At 51.2% G+C, this 21330-nt stretch carries 17 protein-coding genes; 11 read left to right on the plus strand and 6 right to left on the minus strand.

The genetic code is table 11. From position 1 onward, the window contains the following. Window positions 1-112: 112 nt before the first annotated feature. Window positions 113-775, minus strand: a complete 663-nt coding sequence (locus ABD028_RS14855) for a hypothetical protein (protein ID WP_343845941.1) — start codon at window positions 773-775, stop codon at window positions 113-115. A 116-nt stretch (window positions 776-891) separates the two neighbouring features. Further along, a complete protein-coding gene (locus ABD028_RS14860) occupies window positions 892-1686 on the minus strand; it encodes a hypothetical protein (protein WP_343845942.1) in 795 nt (264 codons plus the stop codon). A 103-nt stretch (window positions 1687-1789) separates the two neighbouring features. Here ABD028_RS14860 and ABD028_RS14865 point away from each other — a divergent pair, with 103 nt between their 5' ends. The 7 genes from ABD028_RS14865 (at window position 1790) to ABD028_RS14895 (ending at window position 9868) form a co-directional block, all read left to right on the plus strand. Next, on the plus strand, window positions 1790-2131 hold the full coding sequence (locus ABD028_RS14865) for an antitoxin Xre-like helix-turn-helix domain-containing protein (RefSeq protein ID WP_102798923.1): 342 nt from the start codon (window positions 1790-1792) through the stop codon (window positions 2129-2131). Window position 2132: 1 nt separating this feature from the next. Continuing rightward, window positions 2133-2867, plus strand: a complete 735-nt coding sequence (locus ABD028_RS14870; RefSeq protein ID WP_343845943.1) for a hypothetical protein — start codon at window positions 2133-2135, stop codon at window positions 2865-2867. Between the two features lie 418 nt (window positions 2868-3285). After that, on the plus strand, window positions 3286-3705 hold the full coding sequence (locus tag ABD028_RS14875) for a hypothetical protein (protein ID WP_343845944.1): 420 nt from the start codon (window positions 3286-3288) through the stop codon (window positions 3703-3705). 112 nt (window positions 3706-3817) lie between these two features. After that, window positions 3818-4480, plus strand: coding sequence for an ABC transporter ATP-binding protein (locus ABD028_RS14880; protein WP_343845946.1), 663 nt, complete (start codon window positions 3818-3820; stop codon window positions 4478-4480). Next, window positions 4471-7014, plus strand: coding sequence for an ABC transporter permease (locus tag ABD028_RS14885; protein WP_343845947.1), 2544 nt, complete (start codon window positions 4471-4473; stop codon window positions 7012-7014). The genes ABD028_RS14880 and ABD028_RS14885 overlap by 10 nt, the downstream gene beginning before the upstream one ends. 9 nt (window positions 7015-7023) lie before the next feature. Continuing rightward, window positions 7024-8436, plus strand: coding sequence for a hypothetical protein (locus tag ABD028_RS14890; RefSeq protein WP_343845949.1), 1413 nt, complete (start codon window positions 7024-7026; stop codon window positions 8434-8436). A gap of 100 nt (window positions 8437-8536) precedes the next feature. Continuing rightward, window positions 8537-9868 carry a glycoside hydrolase family 2 TIM barrel-domain containing protein gene (locus ABD028_RS14895; protein WP_343845951.1) on the plus strand — a complete coding sequence of 444 codons (1332 nt, stop codon included), beginning with the start codon at window positions 8537-8539 and terminating at the stop codon, window positions 9866-9868. 48 nt (window positions 9869-9916) lie between these two features. Here ABD028_RS14895 and ABD028_RS14900 read toward each other — a convergent pair whose 3' ends face one another. Beyond that, a complete protein-coding gene (locus ABD028_RS14900; RefSeq protein WP_343845953.1) occupies window positions 9917-10369 on the minus strand; it encodes a hypothetical protein in 453 nt (150 codons plus the stop codon). Between the two features lie 185 nt (window positions 10370-10554). Continuing rightward, complete coding sequence (locus tag ABD028_RS14905; protein ID WP_343845955.1) at window positions 10555-11844, minus strand: alpha/beta hydrolase-fold protein; 1290 nt, start codon at window positions 11842-11844, stop codon at window positions 10555-10557. Window positions 11845-12068: 224 nt separating this feature from the next. Here ABD028_RS14905 and ABD028_RS14910 point away from each other — a divergent pair, with 224 nt between their 5' ends. Beyond that, window positions 12069-14108 carry a winged helix-turn-helix domain-containing protein gene (locus ABD028_RS14910; RefSeq protein WP_343845957.1) on the plus strand — a complete coding sequence of 680 codons (2040 nt, stop codon included), beginning with the start codon at window positions 12069-12071 and terminating at the stop codon, window positions 14106-14108. A 33-nt stretch (window positions 14109-14141) separates the two neighbouring features. Here ABD028_RS14910 and ABD028_RS14915 read toward each other — a convergent pair whose 3' ends face one another. Together ABD028_RS14915 and ABD028_RS14920 are read right to left on the minus strand one after the other, a co-directional pair. Then, window positions 14142-15038: a metallophosphoesterase gene (locus ABD028_RS14915; RefSeq protein WP_343845959.1), complete on the minus strand. Its 897-nt coding sequence runs from the start codon at window positions 15036-15038 to the stop codon at window positions 14142-14144. 104 nt (window positions 15039-15142) lie between these two features. Beyond that, window positions 15143-16252 carry a hypothetical protein gene (locus ABD028_RS14920; protein ID WP_343845961.1) on the minus strand — a complete coding sequence of 370 codons (1110 nt, stop codon included), beginning with the start codon at window positions 16250-16252 and terminating at the stop codon, window positions 15143-15145. A 318-nt stretch (window positions 16253-16570) separates the two neighbouring features. On the opposite strand from ABD028_RS14920, the gene ABD028_RS14925 reads away from it, so the two are divergent. The 3 genes from ABD028_RS14925 to ABD028_RS14935 all read left to right on the plus strand — a co-directional run bounded on the left by ABD028_RS14925 (window position 16571) and on the right by ABD028_RS14935 (window position 21180). After that, window positions 16571-17194 carry an RNA polymerase sigma factor gene (locus tag ABD028_RS14925; RefSeq protein WP_343845963.1) on the plus strand — a complete coding sequence of 208 codons (624 nt, stop codon included), beginning with the start codon at window positions 16571-16573 and terminating at the stop codon, window positions 17192-17194. Beyond that, the gene (locus tag ABD028_RS14930; protein WP_343845965.1) at window positions 17184-18197 is read left to right on the plus strand and encodes a FecR family protein; all 1014 of its coding nucleotides are present in this window, start codon (window positions 17184-17186) and stop codon (window positions 18195-18197) included. Before ABD028_RS14925 ends, ABD028_RS14930 begins: the two co-directional genes overlap by 11 nt. 85 nt (window positions 18198-18282) lie before the next feature. After that, entirely contained in the window at window positions 18283-21180 is a 2898-nt protein-coding gene (locus tag ABD028_RS14935) for a TonB-dependent receptor (protein ID WP_343845966.1), read from the plus strand. Window positions 21181-21330: the final 150 nt, after the last annotated feature.

Here is a 21330-nt window from a genome sequence, read left to right on the forward strand (position 1 = left end):
CTTGATAAATGGATTTTTTGCCACAAAAACAACGCACTACCGTTGCGCTTGCGGCAAAATAGCTTGACCTGCGACGAATATCTTTAGTGTGCCGGTGCTTGTGGAATGTTGATCAGCTTTGTCGGTTTGTGATAGCTGCAACGTCTTCGGCGTCGTTTGTTGTTTGGCGACCTTTGCTATTGAGAGGTAGGAGTAAATTTGTGTTGCTAAGGAAGTGTTGCTCGATAGCGCGGCTGATATTGAGTCTGCCCACCGTTCTTGTTTCAACATATGGGTCAAGCGTCAGCCACAGCGAAATCTCAAGTGCTTCACCATCTTGCAACTGATGCAGCATCTCTGTTTGAATCTTACTGATTATCTTCTTTTCCTTGTCGGAAATGGGCTTACGCGGAACGGAGGTTTCGGCCTTGTCATCCTGCAATTTGTACATCAGTACCCTGTTGATATTGTCGGCTAGATTGTCACTGTGCCAAACGACCAACTCTTCTCCCTGGCTATGCCTTTGAAACCACCGGTTATGCAGTGAGCCAGTATACTCTCCGACATAAAGAATATTCTGCTGCTGGTAGTTTGAACCAAGTATGACCAGATATGCAGATGTGCCGGCCTTGAGAAAATTCCGGTTTGTCGGCTTGAATACTGTTGGTATCTGCCATTCACCGTTTTTGTGAGTATGACTTTTCTCGCCCAACTCAAAATGACCGGCTTTGACAAAGTCGAATCCAAGATAATTCTTATGCAGCACTTTTGTTGTTCTACCTTCTCGTTTAAGCATTAAGTTGCAGAGGTGAATTGTGCAATAGTGCATATGGCACGGCAGGTTACACCGACTGTCATTATATGCCTTATCACAGCAGCATATTAACGCCAGGAGGCTGAATCACCAGGAAACTATTTAGCTGAACTGAAATGAGAGACGGTTGTTTGCAGCACCCACCTGGAATACCTGGCGTTGTCAAAGTGTTCGATAACTTCATCCAGCTTTAGTGGGTACGACAGCATGCCATCCACCCTGGATGCAATACATTTTGATGCGTGAACTTTGGGCTGAATTGCCAACAGTAGCGCGGATTGATGCCGGTTCATTGAAAGTAAAGCCGGAACATAGTTCACAGAACTGTTCTGGCAGCAGTCGAGCACAATAATGTCGAAGTGGTGCAGCCGCAGCACCGCAGCCGCATCGTCGCAACTGATAAAGTAGGTCTCAATGGCTAAATCCACGGCAACTGAATTCAATGCCATCATATCGATAAAGTTATTGCTGACCACCAACACGCGTTTCACCGACATCAATCTTAACCCTGGCATGGCAGACTGAAACTTGCCTGTCATCTGAGGAATTCTAAAGTGTTGGGTGAATTGCTTGGCCGACTTGTAGGCTAACTGCATCGCCTGATGCTTGGCATACTTCACTACACCAGATAATGAAGACGCGGAAAGCCAATATTCGCAATGTAATTCCAATAACTCGTAAAGACTGCGTTTGCGTTCTTCTGCATTAACATAAGAGGGCGGCACGCTGCCCTTCCAAACGGTGACGGCAATCTCCAGGTAATCCTCCACGGGCTCTACGGTAATCTGTGTATTAACAGCGGTGCAATTAAAAACATACCCTGAGTCGTGTAATACAGCTGGCCAAAGTGGCATATCGGAAGCGCGAGTGGGCGGATTTGATGTTGGTTTCACCTTGATCCCTGGTTGATTTTTATTCTATATTGGCGAAGGATACGCGCTTTCTTCAGGGACCAAAGGGCCACTTTTGGTACTTTATGTACAGGGATGAACAAAAATGTATAAAACCGACCGCCCATCTTTACAATCTCAGCAGCTCAGCGTTAACGAAACCGTAAAAAGTCAGCTTCGCAATCAGTTGCTGGTGTTGCGTGCTGCCACCAATCGAACTCAGGAAGAACAAGCCACTATTTTTGGTGTATCGCTGTCTACCTATAAACGCTGGGAAAAAAGCGGACCCGATGTGTTTGACTGGGATTGCTGGGAACGGCTGCTGCATGAAGTGGAAGCCAGAGTCAATAAAGAGCACCGCCAAGCCTATATTGATATGTTTAGAAAGTTTCAGGAAGCGGCAGGTTATTTAAGGAAGTTTCTAAATATGTTTAAGCAAGGTAGTTGAAATGAGCAATATGGTGTTAAAAAAGGGGTTGTACCATATTGCTTTTCTTGTATGTGCTATTTTATTGCTCGCCGGTCTGCAGGATTATGACTTGCTCCAGCAGCTGATCTCTAACACTAAAAGAGAGGAATTAAGCTTACTCACATTAGAGCAGTTAGTTTTTTTTAATTTGATGTTAGGAACACTTGTCTGGGCTTCATTCTATTTTCGTGGGGTAAGCAATAGAGCAACAATTATTGAGTTTGGAATGCTGATTCCATTACATAACTTTATATATTACGGTTCACATAAGCTGTTAGCTGAATTACAGTATGGACTTTACTTTAAGATTCATGTGGGTGTCTTGGCCGCATTTACTTTCGCGTTTCTGTTTAAAAAACGACAAATGTTTAAACGTTGGTGTGCCTGGAAACTACAGAATATCTTGCCGGGTTTAGCGCGAGCAATAGTCAGAACGACTATGCCAACTCACTTGGACTTTCGTTTAAGACGGGTAATCAACTGGTATATTGTACTTGAGGTTGTCTATTTTCTGTATATGCTTGGATACGTTATTATGATGGGCATTCCTAACTCAGGTTCTATTTATGTCACGGAAAAGGATAGTGGACATATACATTCTAGTTTTGTTTACACAGTGCTTTACCAAGTGATAGGTGTTGTATTTCTGGTAGAAATTGTGTTTGCCATACGAAAGGATTGGGATGAACCCGACTTTTTGATTTCTAGAAATTAGATTTTTAAAGGGGCGTTGTGCCCCTTTTTTTTAAATTTGAATGGGCGATGGATAAATAACTTGAACTTCCTGACTCGGAGCGACCTGCTGCGTCGGTTGAGTAGGAGCAACCTCAACACTATTACTAACGATTGAATTCAATATCACTGCAAAAATTAAGTTTAGCATTTTCTAAGTCCTTTAAATGTGTGGGGTAATGTCCCGCGAATTAAAAAGCAAACTCTGTGCCATATATATGGTCAACAAACAGCAGCATAAATCGGCTGGTGGTTGAAAATTGGTCAGCTTTTTGACGCTAACAGTGTTGTTGTCATACAGATTAAGCAAGCGAAGTGTCAAAGAGTTGCTACTACACTCTGGAATCAATGGCATTTATTGCAGTTCGCTGTGTTGGCAGGCTCAGACCGGGGAATCTATCTTGAATATGGCGCTCTTTGGTAAAGCTTTACTGATCTGGCTGATGATTCTGCTGCTGGCCATTGCCAACGGCATATTGCGTGAATCGGTGCTGTTGATTGTGGTGGTGAAAACCGCGGCTTTTATAGTGAGTGGCCTGCTGTTATGCCTGTGTATTTTTATTATGACCTACCTGGCGCTGCCCTGGTTTGGCAGGTTACCTGCCAGCCATTATTGGCGGATTGGTGCATTGTGGCTGGTGCTGACCTTAGCCTTTGAATTTGTATTGGGCGCGGTGATTCAGGGCCATAGCTGGGCACAACTGAGTGAACCTTATACCTTTAAAGACGGTAATCTGTGGACGCTGGTGTTGTGTGTGACGTTTACTTCCCCCTATCTGGCCGCCAGACTGCGTTTTAAACAGGGCAGTAAGTTTTTGTAAAACTTGCTGTTCTGTCCCCGGTTTTTGCCATAGTACAAGCGGAATACTTTCACATAGGTTTCACAAACCTGTCGCTAGCCTGACTGCCATGCTTTTACAGATGGAATGCATTATGACGGTCGGACTGGTACTGCGTGACTTAACCCATCAAATTGCCGTGGCAAAGAACCAGCCCCTTAGCTTGCTGGACAAGCTGGACTTGCAGGTGCCTGAAGGGCAGCAAGTGGCGATAGTAGGGGCGTCGGGCAGTGGCAAAACCACCTTGCTGAGCTTGCTGGCCGGCCTGGAGCCGGTTCAGCACGGGCAGCTTGAGCTTAGCTTAAATGGTCAGCCTTTGCCGCTGTCACAGCTGTCGCGACATAGCGGTTTTGTTTTCCAGCAGTTTCATTTGCTGCCCGAACTGGATGCCATCAACAACGTGGCGTTACCGCTGAAATTACGTGGTGATCGTCACGCCCTGGCCAGGGCTGCTGACTGGCTGGATAAGGTCGGGTTGAATAAGCGCCATGGCTTTGCTGTCAGTAAGCTCAGTGGCGGTGAGCAGCAACGGGTCGCCATTGCCCGCGCCTTTGTTAGCGAGCCAGGTATTGTGTTTGCCGATGAACCTACAGGTAATCTGGATGAGCAAACCGCCACGGACGTAAGTCGTTTGATGCTGACCTGCTGTCGGGCAGCCAATACTAGTTTAATGTTGATTACGCACAATCAGGCATTGGCGCGGCAGTTGGATGCGGTGTACTACCTTCTGCATGGCAGGTTAAGCCTATGTCAATAATCCCCCCGGCTTTGCCAACAAAGTGCGCCGTTATAGCGCTGACCCTGCGCTACTTGTGGTTACAGACCAAGCAGCGCACCAATCTGATCCAACTGCTGACCTTAACCCTGCTGTTTTTCTATTTGAGTTTTATCACTTTGCTGGGCAGCGGTGCGCAGCATTTTCTGCAGCAGAATTTACAGCAGTTACTGGGGGCTGACTCAGTGGTGCAGGGCTATCGCCCGCTACCAGATGATGCCTTGGATCAGTTAAAAGCCAGGGTTGAGCAACTCAGCGAAACACGGGTTTATCGACTTACCCTCACACACCAGCCGGAGCAAGGCAGTGGGCAGGTTAATGCTGAGTTTGTGCAACTTAAGGCGGTGGATGACCACTACCCACTGCAGGGACAAGTACATATCAGTCAAAGTGCCTCTTTAGTGGCCTTGCCCACAGCACATGGACCGGCGCCAGGGCACATCTGGCTGGAACCACGAGTGGCTGCAGCTTTATCCATTCAACTCGGGGATGTGCTGATTCTGGGGCAGGCCAGACTGCGTTTTTCCGCGTTATTGATTGGCGAACCAGACCGGCTGCTGGAAGGGCATTCCACCGACATGCGAGCGATGGTGCATCAGCACAGCCTGAATGTTGTGGCTACTGAGCAAGCGTTAGAAGTGAAAACCTATCGCTATCTGCTGGCACACACTGAGTCGCAACTGCAAACTATTCAACCCATCCTGGCCGCGCACAGTGATTTAACCCTGACCAGCAAAGCACTGGGTAACCATCCGCTGGCCAGTGCCTGGCAACGGGTAGAAAAATTTATGGGCCTGGTCACGGTGTTGCTGGTGGTGATTGCTGCTATTACCCTGGCACTGAGCCATCAAAGTACCTTATTGCCAATCACCCATTTCACCACCTTATGTGTGGCTAACGGTATGCCACGCAGCGATACCTGGCTGGTGGCTCTGTGCGGCAGTCTGTATATGTTGTTCATCAGCCTGTTACCGGCGTTGCTTTTGGCCATTTTAAGCGCCGAGTTGACCGTTATTGTGCTGGCGCAGTTTGATATTGCTATCAGTCTTGACTGGCAGATCAACGGGGTATTAAACGCGGTGTTGCTGGGAGCTGCGATCTTTGTCTGCCTGAGTCTGGGCGCCTGGTTAAACGTCATAAAAACCCCCATCAGTACTTTGCTCAGACAAGCACACAGACCGACCCGTTTAAGCATGATCAGTTGGGCATTGCCATTGTGTGCGGTGGCCGCACTGGTCTGGTGGTATTCAGATAACTGGACGCTGACAACCATGATACTGGGCACATTGGCCCTGTGTCTGGGGTTTCTAATGCTGCTGACCTGGGCGGTGCTGAGCCTGGGACGATGGGGGCTGACAAGCCGGGCGACGTTATTCGGCTTTACCTTGTACCTGATGCAAAAACGTATTGTGGTCAAAGGCGCGCAAATTATTGCACTGGGCCTGAGCTTAACCTTGTTATTGCTCTGTGTCCGTATCAGTCAGGATGTTACTGATGTGCTTGAACAGCTTAGTTTCCGGGAGCAGGGCAATGTGATTGTCAGCCAGGTGGATGACAGGCAAAAACAGGCGCTGGAAGCCTTTGTCGGTCAGCACAACGGTAGTCTCAATCCCTTTTTTGCTTTTCAGTACGCCCAGCTTACCCATATCAATAACGCTGCCTTAGCAGACACAGGTTTGCAACCCAGTGAAACCCTGGCACGTATGGCCAGACCCATCAGGCTGCACTGGCGAACTCAATTAGCCACTAATAATCGTATTGAGCAGGGCACCTGGCCTGATACAGCACAGCTACAAAGCGAATACTGGCCGGTAACAGTGGAAGCCGAGGTTTTTGAAGACTTACAGCTCAATCTGGGTGACATCCTCAGCATGCAATTGGACAGCCGCCAGATTCAGTTGCAGGTTGTGGCAGTGCATAGCTATGTGCGTGGTGGCAGTCCGGTGACCTTCTGGTTTGTGGGCCAGGCACAGGCTCCTATTACTGGCAGCAAGGTCTGGTATATGGGGGATGTTGACCTGCCAGAGCAGGCGTTGGCTGAGCTTGGCCAGCTATGGCAATCCCATCCTGGTATGCGGCTGATTGCGGTGGAGTCGCTGCTTGGTCAGACCCGTTTTTACCTGAATGTATTGCTGGGCATGGTGCTGGGGATCAGCCTGTTTATTGCCTTGTTAAGTAATCTGCTGATGGCCGCTGCCATTCAGGTTCATCTGGAGCAAGACAAAGTGCGCAATGCTCTGCTGCTGAGTTTTGGTCTGGGCAAGGGCGAACAAATTCGTGTTGTGGTGTACGAATGGGCGGTGATCACCTTGTTACCGGCGTTTGCTGCCATGACCAGTGTGTATTTGTGTATGCAGGCATTTTATACCCATGAACTGGGCCTGCCTTATCAGGCCAATGGCTGGCGGCTGACCCTGGAAGCCATTTCTATGGCGCTGGGCATTGCCACGGGTGGGATCCTGATGGCCAGGCGTCAGTTGCAACAATCCGTGCGCCAGTTGCTGACACAGCAGTAGGAGATAAACATGAGATTATTTCGCTCAATCGTCCTGGTTACAGCCATCGCAAACTTTGGTGCTCAGGCAGACCTGCTGGCGGCCGCCCGGCCGCAAATCTGGCCGCAAACAGGCGATAGCCCGGTGCTATTGGTGCCCCAGCAAGATGAACTGGTGCTGATGCGCCAAACCAAGGAGGGGTATGCTTCGCTGGGCAGCCTGAATGTTAAAACACATGGCATACACGCCATGGCGATGGCCAATATCGCCGGGCGAACCTTACCTGTGTTTGTCACGGAGCAGGGCATTGATGTGCTGACAAACGCCGCGTCTTTGCTGCCGCAACGTCTGATTCAGGTTAATCACCTGTACCAGGGACGGCAAATGCAGGACACACTGGCAGCCATGCAACATATCGATTTTGTGTTTGACCTTAACCATGACGGTTTGAGTGATATGTTGCTGCCTGATGCCCAGGGCTTGGTATTGGCCATTCAGCAAGGCAATGGCGGCTTTCATTTGCAGTCTGTGGCGTTACCCCGGCACAGTCACTTTACGGCGCTGAGCTTTGAAAGCCCGTCGGTCAGTTTGTCGCTGCCTTATGCCTTTGTGCAGGCTGATACAAAGGGTGATGGCCGGCGTGATTTGTTGTTTGTTTATGCCGACAAAGTGTGGGCTCTGTTGATGGAAACCACACCGACAAATGCTGATAGCACCTTTGTGCTACGCAGCATTACCAGCGTGGCTGATTATGTTCAACAGCAAGATGAGCGGTTGCGATTTGCCGCTCTGACCGACATTAACGGCGACAGCGTACCTGATCTGATCTTGTATCAAACCAATAGTGATAAGGATACATCACAGCATCTGTTGGTTTACCCGGGGCAGCATAACGAAAACGCTATATTGTCTTTTCGTGCAACAGCACAAGGGCGTATCAAAGTCACCGGTGAGCTGGTAGACGTCGGCTTTGCGGATTTTAGCGGCGATGGTAAAGCCGAAGCCTATACATTGGCCACTGAACTGGGGATGGGCAGTCTCTTTTCGGTTATCAGTGGTGGTGGGCTGGACATGCAGATCCACATGTATCTGCAAACCGATGACGGACAATTCAAACAGACTGACAGTGCCACCCAGACAACGGAATTTGCGCTAGATATGCAAGGCTTGCAATTTGGTACCTGGTTTCAGGCCGCGCCTTTTATCACAGCAAAGCGGCATGATCTGCTGTATCTGGCCGACAGCCAAACCCTCAAGCTTGCTGTAGGTCATCAGCAAAAAGGGCTGGCTGGCAAAGGTAAAAACCTGGCCCGCGCCGAACATAACCGGCAGCACTGGTTTGTGACCCTGGACACCGATAACGACCTTGTCTGGGAGCTGTATCTAAAGGAGTTTGAAGGGAAGGCACTCAAAAATCTGCAAAGAGTGACTATAAAGCCCTGAAAGGTAGCTAAACACAAACCGATAATTAAGTCTTGCCAGAACAACAAATGAAAACTTAGAGTATGTAAGCGCTATCATTTGATTCGGAGACCCGCTGCATATGCCTGTTACACTCTCTGTCCGTATGGGCACTACCCTGTTGCTATTAACCTGTCTGTTGGCTTGTGACAGCCAGCAACATCAGGTCAGTACCGATTCAGCACCGGTTGAGATGAGAGCCGTAGCGGCCGAACTGGTTCAACAAGATGGCCAGTGGCGTATATTGCGTGGCGGTGAACCTTATTTTATTAAAGGGGCAGGGGGCAGTCATAGCCCGGCTCTGCTGGCACAAAGTGGCGGTAATTCGGTGCGTACCTGGAGTACCGACAATGCTGAAGCGGTACTAAACAGCGCCCAGCAAAATGGTCTGACCGTGATGCTGGGCCTGCGCCTGGGCAAAGAGCGCCATGGCTTTGATTACAATGACCAACAGGCGGTTGCTGAGCAAAAAGAGCGGGTGCGTCAACTGGTACTGAAATATAAAGACCATCCGGCACTGCTGGCCTGGGGTATCGGCAATGAAGTTGACCTGTTCTATACCAATACCAATGTATGGTATGCGGTAGAAGAGATCGCCGCCATGATCCAGGAATTGGATCCTAATCATTTGGTGACGACCGTCACCGCCGGTATAGACAAAAGTAAAGCTGAGCTGATCGCCCAGCGGGTCCCCAGTATCGATTACCTGAGTATTAATATCTATGGTGGGCTGGAAAATCTGCCCGCACATTTAGATAGCATTGGTTACCAAGGCGCCTATGTGGTCACCGAATGGGGCCCAACCGGTCACTGGGAAGTGCCGAAAACCGAGTGGGGGGTGCCCATAGAGCAAAGCAGCACGGAAAAAGCCCAGGTGTATCGACATCGCTACCAGCAGGGTATTGCTGCCGCGCCTGAACGGGCACTGGGTTCTTACGCCTTTTTATGGGGGCAGAAACAGGAAACCACGCCCACCTGGTATGGGGTATTTACCGAGGCGGGCAAAGCCAATGAAGTGGTGGATAGTCTGACTTACTTATGGACAGGGCAATGGCCACTTAGTCGTGCCCCTTCTATTAGTGGCTTTAGCTTAAACGGCCAAACTGCCGGACAAAGTGTGCATGTAAAAGCCGGGCAAGCGGTTAACGTGCAGCTGACTTATCAGCCCGGCAGTGAAGATAGTGCATCTATTCGCTGGGAAGTACTACCCGAAAGTACCGATATTAAAGCCGGTGGTGATCCGGAAGCCCGGCCGCAAGCAGCGGTACTGACCGTCACCCCAACTGAACAGCCAGGCCAGATGGCATTCGCCGCCCCGCAAACGCCTGGCCCCTATCGCTTGTTTGCCTATGTGGAAAATGCCACAGGGAAAGTCGCCACCGCCAATATTCCTTTTATGGTGGATGGGCATTAAGGGGCGTCAGGCTGACATACAGGGTTCGATGTGCAGACTGGAGCTGAATTACCAATACTCAACAATACGACTGACCTTGTCACCCTTAAATTCGAACAGGGTCAGGCGCAGCTCTGTGCCGCTGTCACTATGATAGGCACGTTGCACCGCCGCTGCCTGTTTACCCGGAATAATGTGGATCAGCCTATAACTGTCGGGTTCATCGTCCTGATAACGGCCTTGCTTAAAGAAGCTGACCGAGTTGTTGTAAAGGGTCTCCCTGGAATAGATGCCTCCGTAACCTTCGTGCTGATAAATATAGTCATCTGTGTACAAGGCAAACAGGGCATCAATAGCTGCCAAAGAAGATAGATTGCTGTAGGCGGTACGCTGAGCGTTCAGAACGTCTTGGGTCAGCTTGAGTATATGCTGCTGTTGTGGGCTTAAACCCGGTTGGCCGGCAGGCTCTGCATAAGTTGCTTGGCTTACCAATAATGTCAGTAGCAAGAGAAAGTAACGCATAGGTTTTCCTGTTTTATCAAAGGGAGTTGCCGTATATCGTGCTGTTTGTTGCAGGCACTAATCCAGGTAGCGCCGCATATGTTGAATTAAGCCTTCTATATTGAACTTCAGTACCCAGATTGTGCGCCCCTTGCAGTGTTTAAGCTGATCATGCTTATTCATATTCAGTTCCTCATACATGGTTGTTATTTGGGGGGAGATGCCACATCGGCGTTATGGGCTTCGCTGACCATACCTAACTGCTTGGCCATTTGTTGATAATGGGTAAGTAACGGGTCGTTGCTGCTGATTGCCAGCGAAATGGCTTTGGTCAGCAAAGGTTTAGCCTGGTTCGGTTGCCCGGCGGCCTGGTAGGTCTGTGCCAGAGCGGCCAGGGCTTTGGCTGAGCTGGGCTGCAATTGCACCCAGCGCTTACCCAGTGCCAGGGCTTCATCGTATCGCTCAGCCCGGCGCAGCATCATGGCTGCCGCCCGCAAACTATCGCTGTTGCGGGGAATATCGGCATTTGGCCAAACCCTGAAGCCAACCAATTCGCTTAAGTAGGCATAGTAGTTGTCTATTTGCTTCAGCATGCTTCCTGCCTCGCTGTTTTCGCGAAATGCATTAAAGTTCAGGCCAATATCAAAATCCTGGCGGGGAAAAACCAAATCCAGGGCCGACAGCAACGCTTGAGCGGCCATAGGGTAGTGCCCGAAATGGGTAATTTGTTCGGCGCGCACCTGGTAAGCGGGAAATGGCGCCAGCCTGGAGCTAAGCGTTTTTAAAGTGTCGGGCTGAGTAGGAGCTTCCGTTGCATCTGTGGTAGCAGAAGCAACGTACAGATAGCCCTTGTGCGCCGGACGCTTGACCAGTTGCTCGATCAGGCTGTCAATCAAACTGCTGTTTGGGTGATATCCCATGCCAACCACGCTCGCTGCCGCAAACAGGAAGTGGCCGTCAAACAAGCTGGGATCTTTAATCAGGCTATGCGCTGCAAACGCCGCGGTGGGCGACATGCCTATCAGCAAGCGAAAGTTATTACTGCGCACCTGTTGGTCTACCTGTGGCAATAATTCCTGTGCCAGATAGGCGTGAAACGCGTCTGCATCCTGCCCCCAGAAGGTTTTGTCATCCGCTGCGCCAGGCAAACCGCTTTGACTTTTATAAAGTTGCGGGGAAATCGAAATACCGTCATCGCTATGCACCGCCACGACAATGGATTTAGGCATGGCCGCTGTGGTGCCCAGATGGCGGGTGACGCCTACGACCAGATCGGCCAGAGTCCAGGTATCCAGGGTATAGATAACCGGATAGCGGATAAAATCAGCATCCAGATGATAGTCTAGCGGCAGGTAGATATCGGCGCGCATACTGCGCTTTAAGTGACTGGACTCGATAGTCAGGCTGATCTTGTCCTGCAGCATAGTATTGGCATGGGTCCAGCAGGAAAACAACACTGCCCACAGCAGGGCAAACAAAGGGCAAAGCTTGTACATCTTTTCGCACACCTTATTTTGGGGTTATGAATCCATGCCACCCTAAAATAGGCTCGGGCGATTGCCATGGGTGCCCCTTGATTTATCCCTGATTTTTCACTGATGCCTTTATTATTCAACAAGTTAAATTTATTTGTCTGGCAGCGCTGCGCATTAATCTGCGGCTGTTATGGCCTGTGCCTGTGTTACTATTCAAAGGTGCAGAACCATAACAATAACGATTTATGAGCAAACAATTTCTTCTCGGGCAGGCCCAAATTGATCTGACCCGCAATCAGATCATCCTGGCCGGGCAGAAGCAAACCATGCAGCCCAAGGCCATGGCGGTCTTGGCCGCGCTGATTGACGCACAGGGCCAGGTTGTAACGGTAGAGGCCCTGCTGCAGCGGGTTTGGCCCGGCACTGTTGTGACACCCAATACTTTGCAGCGCTGTATCGCCCAACTGCGTAAAGCGTTGGACGATAACAGTCGTGAGCAACGCATCATTAAAACCCATGCTAAACAAGGTTATAGCCTGGAAGTCAGGGCCGAGCTGCCCGGCACCGATCTTGGTTCTGATGTTACTTCTGGCAACCGCCAGGGTTTATCTATACCTCATGTGGTGGTAGCGGCTGTCGTCTTGCTGAGCTTGATCATGGCCGGTTTTTACCTCAGCGCCGATAACGTGCAGTCCTACAATAAACTGCACTATCTGACGACCTCCAGCGGCAAGGAAAGCTTCGCCAGCTATTCCCCTGATGGCCGCTACATGGTGTTTCACCGCTTTTTGGGGCAATGTGACAACCATTTATGGAGCAAAGACTTACACAGTCAGTTGGAATCACGCTTAACTCACGAAGCGGGCTTTTTTCAGCAACATAGCTTTGCCCCTGGCGGCGACCGGCTGGCTTTTGTGGGTAAAAGTATCTGTGGCAAACCTGATGTACCCGAGTGCTGGGAATTGAAAACCCTGGATATCACTGCGGCGCTGGCCGGTAACCAGAATGCGCAAACCCGCATAAGTTGTGATGACGGCAGGCTATACGGGCCGCAATGGATGAATAACGGTAAGATTGCCTTGCTGAAAAAACCACATAATGGGCAATGGCAACTGATTACCTACCATGTACGCGATAATCTTGCGCAGCCCTTGTATGCACCAACAGACCAGCGGTTATACAACCTGGCCTATTCGGCTGGATTAGACACCCTGGCGTTACTGGGAAAAACGGCTGAGGGTAAAGACCAGCTCACCTTGCTTAATAGCAGCGGTGAGGTGCTGTCATCAGTGGTACTGCACTTTCCGCTGCCCTTATCACAGTTTGAGCTGCTCGAATTGAGTTTTCATCCCAGTCAGCCGAAGTTATTGGTGTATAACAGCCAGCATCAGTTTGAAGTGAGCTTCAGTGGCCGTATAACCACAATTAGCCCCTTGGCTGCCAAGGCTATCTATTCATTAGTGTATGCGCCGCATCAGAACACATTACTGGCAGCTTATGGTATGCGGGACTGGGGCTTTTATCTGCATAATCTGTCTGCTGCAGGTGAGCAGATGCGCACCCTTCCAGAAAAGTGGGATTCCACCTTCGCTGACACAGATGCCCGCTTTCAGCCTAAGGGCGAACTGATCGCCTTTGTCTCCAATCGTTCGGGTCAGCAACAGGTATGGCTGATGGACGAGCGGCGCGTCTGGCAGCTTAGCCAGTTTACGCAAGGTTCGATTGCCGGTCTGACCTGGTCTCCGTCTGGCCAGCAGTTATTGGTTAATCATACCGACCGCCTGCTGTTGCTGGATCTCAGCGGCGGTGTCGAGGTGCTGCCCGCACCTTTTGCGGCTATGCAGCTTTATCAGTGGAGTGAGCAGGGCGAAATCCTGTTTTCCACACAGGTTGCATGGCAACAGCGCATTGTTGCCTGGGATCCATATCAAGGGCACTGGCAGCAATGGCATGTGCCAGATAGTAGCTGGGCGCAGCTTGACGATAGCGGCCGGTTGCTCAGCTTGTACAACAATGGCCAGCTGTGGTTGCATGGCCGCGATGATGCAGAAGAGCCCAGGCAAGTGGTAAGTCACATTCAAAAACGCTTTGTCTGGCATCATGGTCAGATTCTGGCGGTGGATAAGACCAACCAGTTGGTGCGTTACCCCATGTCGACCTTACAGGAACTGAGCCGTTCTCCCCTGACCACCACCTCGTTGTATGTGGATGACAGCCAGGGCAGTCGCTTGCTGATTGCTGAGCTTAGCGATGTGCAACAGGATATTGTCGAGTTAAGGCCATAGGCTGGTACTTTCCAACTACTTGTGGGATTTCGTTTAATCCAGCCTGAGTTGAAGGTCGGGTTGACGGCCTTTGCCTTTGATATGGATGGCGTTATCGGTGAATTCCACCAGACTATAGGCGGTTTGTGGGGTATCCAGCATGGCGTGGAAAGTAACAAAATGGATGCCATTGTGTCGCCCGTAATCGCCTTTATGGTTATGACCGTTAAACCAGGCCTTTACCACCGGGTAGCGGCTGATCACTGCCATCACTTGTTGATGATTCCAAAGCTGATGCGGGTCGGCGGGATACAAGGGGAAATGGCATAACAACACCACCTTCTTCTGTTCATCGGTGGCCTGTTGCAATTGCCCATCCAGCCAGTTTAGCTGGTCTTCACCTATGGCACCGTTCCAGGTGGCCCCCAGAGCATACTGCTTAGCTATCAGTGCCAGGTTTTGCTGATGTCTGGCACTGTCTGATGGCCAGCCGTGGTGACTGACATCATTGCCGTCCAGGGTGATAAAGCGCCATTGGCCAATATCAAATTGGTAGTAGCGATCTGGCATATCCAGGGTTTGAGTGATCAGCCCTTTGTATTGCTCTGCCACATCAAATTCATGATTGCCCAGCACATGGTAGAAAGGCGTCTTGCTGTTCGCTGTGATCGCTTTAAGCCGCGCATAGCTGTCAAAGTCCTGGTCGATAAAATCCCCCAGATGCAGAGTGCCTTTGGTCTGATGGCGGTTAATGTCCTGCACCGCCTGTTGCAGTTTGTCAGGGCAACTGCGATACAGGCGCTCGCCTTTATTGTCTTTGTCGGCATACTGGCAATCGGCGATCACCGCCAGGGTAAAGGCTTGGGTATCGGCCCAAGCAGGCGAGCTGATCATCAGGGCGGCCTTGGCAAGCAGAGCCAGCAGGCCGGGATAAAGGGCTTGTTTATACATTTGCTATCCTAAATGGCAATGTTGTTGGCAGGTTATTGGGCCTCATCCTGGCAGCGTCCTTGCCGCCTGAGTTTAGGCTTTTGTATCACACTAAAGATGACGATTTAACGAGCGGCTGAGCGGCATTCCTTTACTGCAGTCTTCCAGTCAAACCAGGACATATAGGCGTATTGGCCACCGTAATAAGCGACTAATCTGCCATCTTCGCTGACCCTGAATCCGGCAGCACCATCGGCACCGCGACCATCGGGCAGACTAGAGCTGCCCACTGTAGTTTGCGCATAAGGCGTGGCGCTGGTGGCCAGGCTAAAGGTGCCATCGGCGTTAAAGTAGGCGCGATACGCCTTCACAATATTGTTGCCGGAATTGGCGCCACAGATATTCTCCCCGGTGTAGGTATGCACCACATACCAGTTATTGGTGCTGTCTTTAACCAGTTGGGCGTTCTGGCCAACACTTTTGCCGCAACCTGTGTTGGCCGGCGATTGATATTGATTGACCAGCATAAAGGCGTTGATGTCCAGCTCACCCTCGGCACTGGTACCGTATTGGAACAAGTCGGCAGTACTGGCTTTGTAAGCTGCACCAGTACCGGCGTTCATATTGTGTAGGATCAGCCAGTTGTTACCCCCTTCCTGCGCCAGCCACACATCGGTGATCTGGACAAGCGGATGGTTTGCCAGTGTAGCGATTTCGCCCTCATCGCCGTCCTGGCTGAATTGACGAATGCGTACCTTGTTTTCATTTTCTGAGGCGATAATCAGATAACCCCGGTCAGGACCGCTTTGTTGTGGCGCCGGTAACCAGGCGATGCCGGATGGATGCTGTTCGGTGATAAACAGTTTTTCCGTCATGGGCAGCGTCTGGTCTTTGCCAATCAGATCTGAGCCATTTGTAAACTGGCTGGCCGACACGCGAAACGCCATGATTTGCCCATAATCACCATTGCCGGTTTCCGAATGGCTGACAAAAGCCAGTGCACTGCCATTGCTGAAGCGGTGGCTCAGGGTCATAGATTGATGGTGGTCACTGATTTCAAAGGCATGATCGCTTTCGGTGTCCAGCGTGAAGTTCTGGCAGCTTTGGCTCAGGGTGTTCAGTGCATCAGCGATGTTGGTGTTAAGACGGGGCTGAACATACGCATCGCTGGTGGCAAAAACCGGGCCGCTGCTGAGTAGTAACAGCGCGGCAACTTGGCTTAATCGGGTTCGCATGGCGTTATCCTTTTTGGGTTAAGAGTTTATATAAGTGAGATCTGGCCCGGCCCAATCTCGCTGGCCAGCACCTACCTGCCTGGAATGACTTAAAGCGCAGGCACATTACCAAAACAAACCAGGGCGCCACTTTTTCCAGCGCCGGGCCGCATTTCATAAAAAATTCACACTCAGCACCGACTATGTCAGCGCTCAATAGGCGTGATCACCGCGCTGGTTTGCACTGAATCTGAAGTTTTTTAAAGATTTTGCGACTTTTGTGAAAAACCGGCCGGGGTTATTTGTCTTGTACTAAACGCAAGGTAGCAAGTTCGAAGTATGTCGTTATCGTCGAAAGTTGAACCCATCGGGGACTATTCCCTTCCCGCCAGGCAAAGCACAAGCAAAAGCCGGGGCAATACCTATCTGCACAGCTTGTATCGGGAGCATGCCGGCAATATTCGTAAGTATCTGCAACGCAATTACGGTTCTGGCCCGCCGGAGCCGGAAGATGTGGTACAGGATGTGTTTACCAAATTTGGTGAAAGTTTAGAGGCCGGCACAGAAGTGCACAGCGCGCTGATCGAAAACCCCAAGGCCTATCTGTATAAAATGGCAGTCAACCATACGTTGAATGCGATTGGCCGGGTCAAGCGTATCAATCAATTTATGGCCGAACAGATGTCTACTGACGATGAGGGACTGGATGAATTAGGCCCTGAGAACATTTGGGCCCGGCGCGACGAGCTTGGTGCGGTAGGCAAGGCAATGCAGTTGTTATCGGAAAAGCAGCGGCAGATATTAGTGCGCAGTCGGATCAAAGGTGAAACTTACGCTCAGATTGCACAAGCCCTGGATTGCAGCATAGCGGATGTTTCCAGGCAATTGGTGGCAGCCCTGGCCATTTTGCATCAGGCCAGCCAGCAGGATGATCACACCAACGGAGCTCAGCATGGCAGATAAGCAATTTCCTACCCGGGACAGTCAGGCCGACATACAGGCATTAGAGTGGGTGGTACAACTGCAATCAGGTCAATTTAGCCAGGACGATCAGCTGGCTCTCAAGGCCTGGCTGGGTCAGCACGCCAGCCATCAGCAGGCTTTTGAGCGGGCGGCCAGACTATGGCAAAACACGGGTATAACGGATGAATTGGTGTTTTGTGCCGAAGCTCAGGGGCAAGCGGTAACAGATATTGCCCGGCAAGGTTGGTGGCAACGGGCCAAACAAGCTTTATCCTGCTGGGGGATGCCATATGGTTTACCGGCGGGGGCGTTTTCCATTCTGGCCTTGGCTGTTTTGTTGGGCTGGCTGTGGCGTGGCAATGGTGCTGACATTCAATACTATGCCTCTGATTATCTGGGCAATAGCCAGGTGCGGCTGCTGGACGGCTCTGTTGTGACCTTAAGTGGGCGCTCATCGGTATCGGTGCAGCTTAGTGACGAAAAACGCAGTATCAAGTTGTTAGAAGGGGCGGCCCATTTTGCCGTAGCTAAAGATCGAGCCAGGCCTTTTGTGGTGTCGGTGGATAACCTACAGGTGTGGGCTGTCGGGACCGCCTTTGAGGTCAGAAAAGCCGAAGCGATTCGCATCTCGGTGGACGAGGGTCTGGTGGACGTGGTGGCCCGTACCCATAACAGCAACATGCTGACCTCATTGCGCGAGGGTGAACGAGTCAGTTTTGATGCCCAGGGGCAATTTTCTGCGGTGCAGCCCTTTGATATAGAACAGCAACTAAAGTGGCGCGAAGGTCGGCTGATTTTTGCCCATGCGCCCCTTCGAGAGGTGCTGGCCGATATCAATCGTTATCGTCAGGTACCTATCTTACTGGCCGATGCCAGGCTGGGTGCGCTGCCGGTTACCGCAAGCTTTGCCATTAGTGATGCAGAGGGGCTGATTCAGGGCTTGGCAGTTACCCATCAACTTAAGGCGTCGCGTAGCGAGCAGCGCATAATGCTGAGTCGCTAAGGTAAAAATATCGAAGGTTTTTATTTCTGTCATATTTTCGCGGTAGCGTGCATGCCTGTGTTGGCAAGTGGAGCGTGGATAAGCGGTGATAAGAGGCAGTGTTGCCATAGGGCTGTTGTTAGGGACGCTGCTTTGCCCGGCCAAAACATCAGCCACTCAAACGGCCATAAGTTATGCGCTGACGATCCCTGCCTTACCTTTGGGCGACGCCCTGCGCCAACTGGCCGAACAATCCGATTATTCCTTACTGGCATCCAGCGACATCCTGCCCGATATTCAGTCCACACCGCTTAACGGCGAGTACTCGCTGAATGAGGCCTTGAGCTTGCTGTTGACCGGCAGCGGTGTTAAAGGGCTATTGCAGGACAAGATGATCTTGCTGGTTGCCGAGGCTGCGCGGCCGGATAAAGTTCAGGCCGCGGCCATGCAAACGACACAAAGTGCCACAAAAGTGCTGGAAACGCTGGTGGTGCGCGGTTATCGCGATAGTCTTAGCGCATCCCAGGCAAAAAAAAGGGCCAGCGCGCTGGTCAGCGATGCGGTGTTTGCCGAAGACATCAGTGATTTCCCTGAGCTGAATTTAGGCGATGCCTTGCAGCGCTTACCTGGTATGGTGGCTGAGCGCGATAACGGTGAAACCCGCCAATTAGGACTGCGTGGTTTAGGACCTAACTTTGTGCGGGTGCAGGTCAATGGGGTGGAATCGCTGGCCACCTTTAACTCGGTGTTTGATCACAGAGGCTCGGCCGGGCGCACACGTAATTTCGATTTTAATATTTTTGCCGCTGAGCTGTTTCGCCTTATCCAGGTGGATAAAACCTACGCTGCCAGTCAGGATGAAGGTGGCATAGCCGGTACCATCGATCTGGTGACGCCCAAACCTTTTGACTATGAACAGGAGCAGGCGACATTCTCGGTTAAAGGTGCCTATAACGACCTTTCTCAAGCTTATTCACCGCGTCTTTCTGCGCTTTTTTCCCGCCAATATGTCAACCTCGGTGCGTTGCTGGCTGTGGCATACAGCGAAACGGACAGCAGTGAGACCGGCCATCGCGATTGGGGGTGGCGGACCTTTTCGCATAAATTGGATGCCTCAATTCCTGCTAACACGCCCAGCCAGCAGTCCGCTGATTTGGTTGGCCCCACCGTCGCTTCGTACACGCTGGCCAACCGGGTACAGCAGCGGCTGGGATTAACCAGTGCCTGGCAATGGCGTGTCACACCGCTTTGGTCACTGGATGCTGATCTGTTGTTCGCGCAACTGCAAAGCGTTGATAAGGAATACAATCTGGCTAATCAGGATCCGCAAGGCCTGCTGGCGCTGCAGTCTGATGCCCACAATACGGTGCGATTTGCTGCCTTTGCGCAGGCCGATATTCGCAGCGAAGCAAAATATTCTGAGGTTCAGACCCGCTTTATCAATGCCACCTTAAAAAGTCACTATCAAGCCAACGAACGCTGGCAGTGGTCCTGGCTGGGCAGTCTCTCTGAGTCACAATTTAGCAGTCCGGTGCATGACAAGATTTTCCTGCAAGCGCCACATCAGCCTTTCAGCTTTGACTATGGTGATGAGCGTCGTTTGCCGGTGAATCGCTACGGTGAGGATTTGCGCCGTGCGGACATTTGGCAGTTGCATCGTGCCGATGTACGTGAGGACGAGATCCGTAACCGCTTTTATACCGGCGAACTGAACGGCCAACTGCGCTTGAATCAGCAACTAAGTTTACAACTGGGCCTGCAATATAAGGATTTTCTCTCTGAAGGCTTTGAGCGCAGGGATGATGTGAGGGGCCTGAATGATCTGGCATTGCCGTTTGTGGCCAGTGCTCTGGCTCATCCGCAACACCCCCAGTATCAGGTGGCCGATGTCGGACAAAGCTTTGACTTGCTGCTGTCTGAGGGACTGATTGGGCGGGTGTCGGGCGGCGCATTTTCCCGTGAGTTGGACGAGGCATCCAATCGGCCGGGAACCGCCTTTGACGTGCAAGAGCAAAACACCGCGCTGTTTGCACAACTGGATTTTAGCTACCGGGATCTGCGCGGCAATCTGGGCCTGCGGTATCTGGATAGCCAGGTGCGAAGCCGCGGCGAAGCGCTGGCTCAGACGCAGGGAGGAAGCTTTACCCCGGTTTCGTTCAGCAATCACCATCACCAGTGGTTGCCAGCCTTCAACCTTGCCTGGGATTTGAATGACAGCCTGACCTTAAGGTTGGCGGCCGGACGCAATCTGTCCCGACCGGGGCTGAGCGACCTGCGTGCCACCACCGATGTCAGCATTGCCGATAATCGGGTCGATAATGGTAACCCCAATCTGACGCCGTTTATTGCCACATCCTGGGATCTGGGTGCCGAATATTATTTTGCTGAGCAGAACTTCCTTGGTCTGGTGCTGTATTACAAGGATTTAGATTCCTACATTGTCAGCCAGACCCGTCTGGTGAGCTTTGACGAGTTAAATCTGCCTGACAGCCTGCTCACTGAAGACCGCCAAGGTCAGCTTTTTGCTTTATCGCAGCCAGTGAATGGCCAGGGCGGCTACATTCAAGGGGCGGAATTGTCCAGCCGTTATGAGTGGACGCCGGGTTTTGGTTTGCTGGCCAATTACACCTATGCCAGTGGTGACACGCATTACCAAATCAATGGCCAACAAGTGCGAGCGCCGCTGCTGGCGCTGTCCCGCCATACTTATAACCTGACCTTGTATCTGGAAAACGCGATTGGCGGTATCAGGCTGTCCACCACCTACAGAGATCGCTATTTTACCCAGCCCGACAATATCAATATGTTTAGCGGCGTAAATGCCACGCAATTTGTGGATGCGGCGGCCTTTTATCGCCTCACCGAGCGACTCAAGCTGAGCTTTGAAGCCTTAAATCTCACCAATGAACCCATCGACCTGTTTGCCTCCCCTGTGGCCAATCGGCCTTTAGTGCACACCCAATCGGGGCGCACCTTCCAGTTCGGGATAAGCCTCAGCCTGTAAAGGTTGCCGGGCCGTGTTGGTGGGGTGTCAGCAGATCTTTAATTTATGAAACTTTTATGAAGATACGCCTTTTGCTGAAAAGCGGGTAAGGGTCGTTTGTCTTGTGGCTGATGCATCAACAAGGCCGCATAACAGCGCCATTTACCACAA

The organism is Bowmanella denitrificans (genome assembly GCF_039522935.1).
Classification (GTDB): Bacteria; Pseudomonadota; Gammaproteobacteria; order Enterobacterales; family Alteromonadaceae; genus Bowmanella; species Bowmanella denitrificans.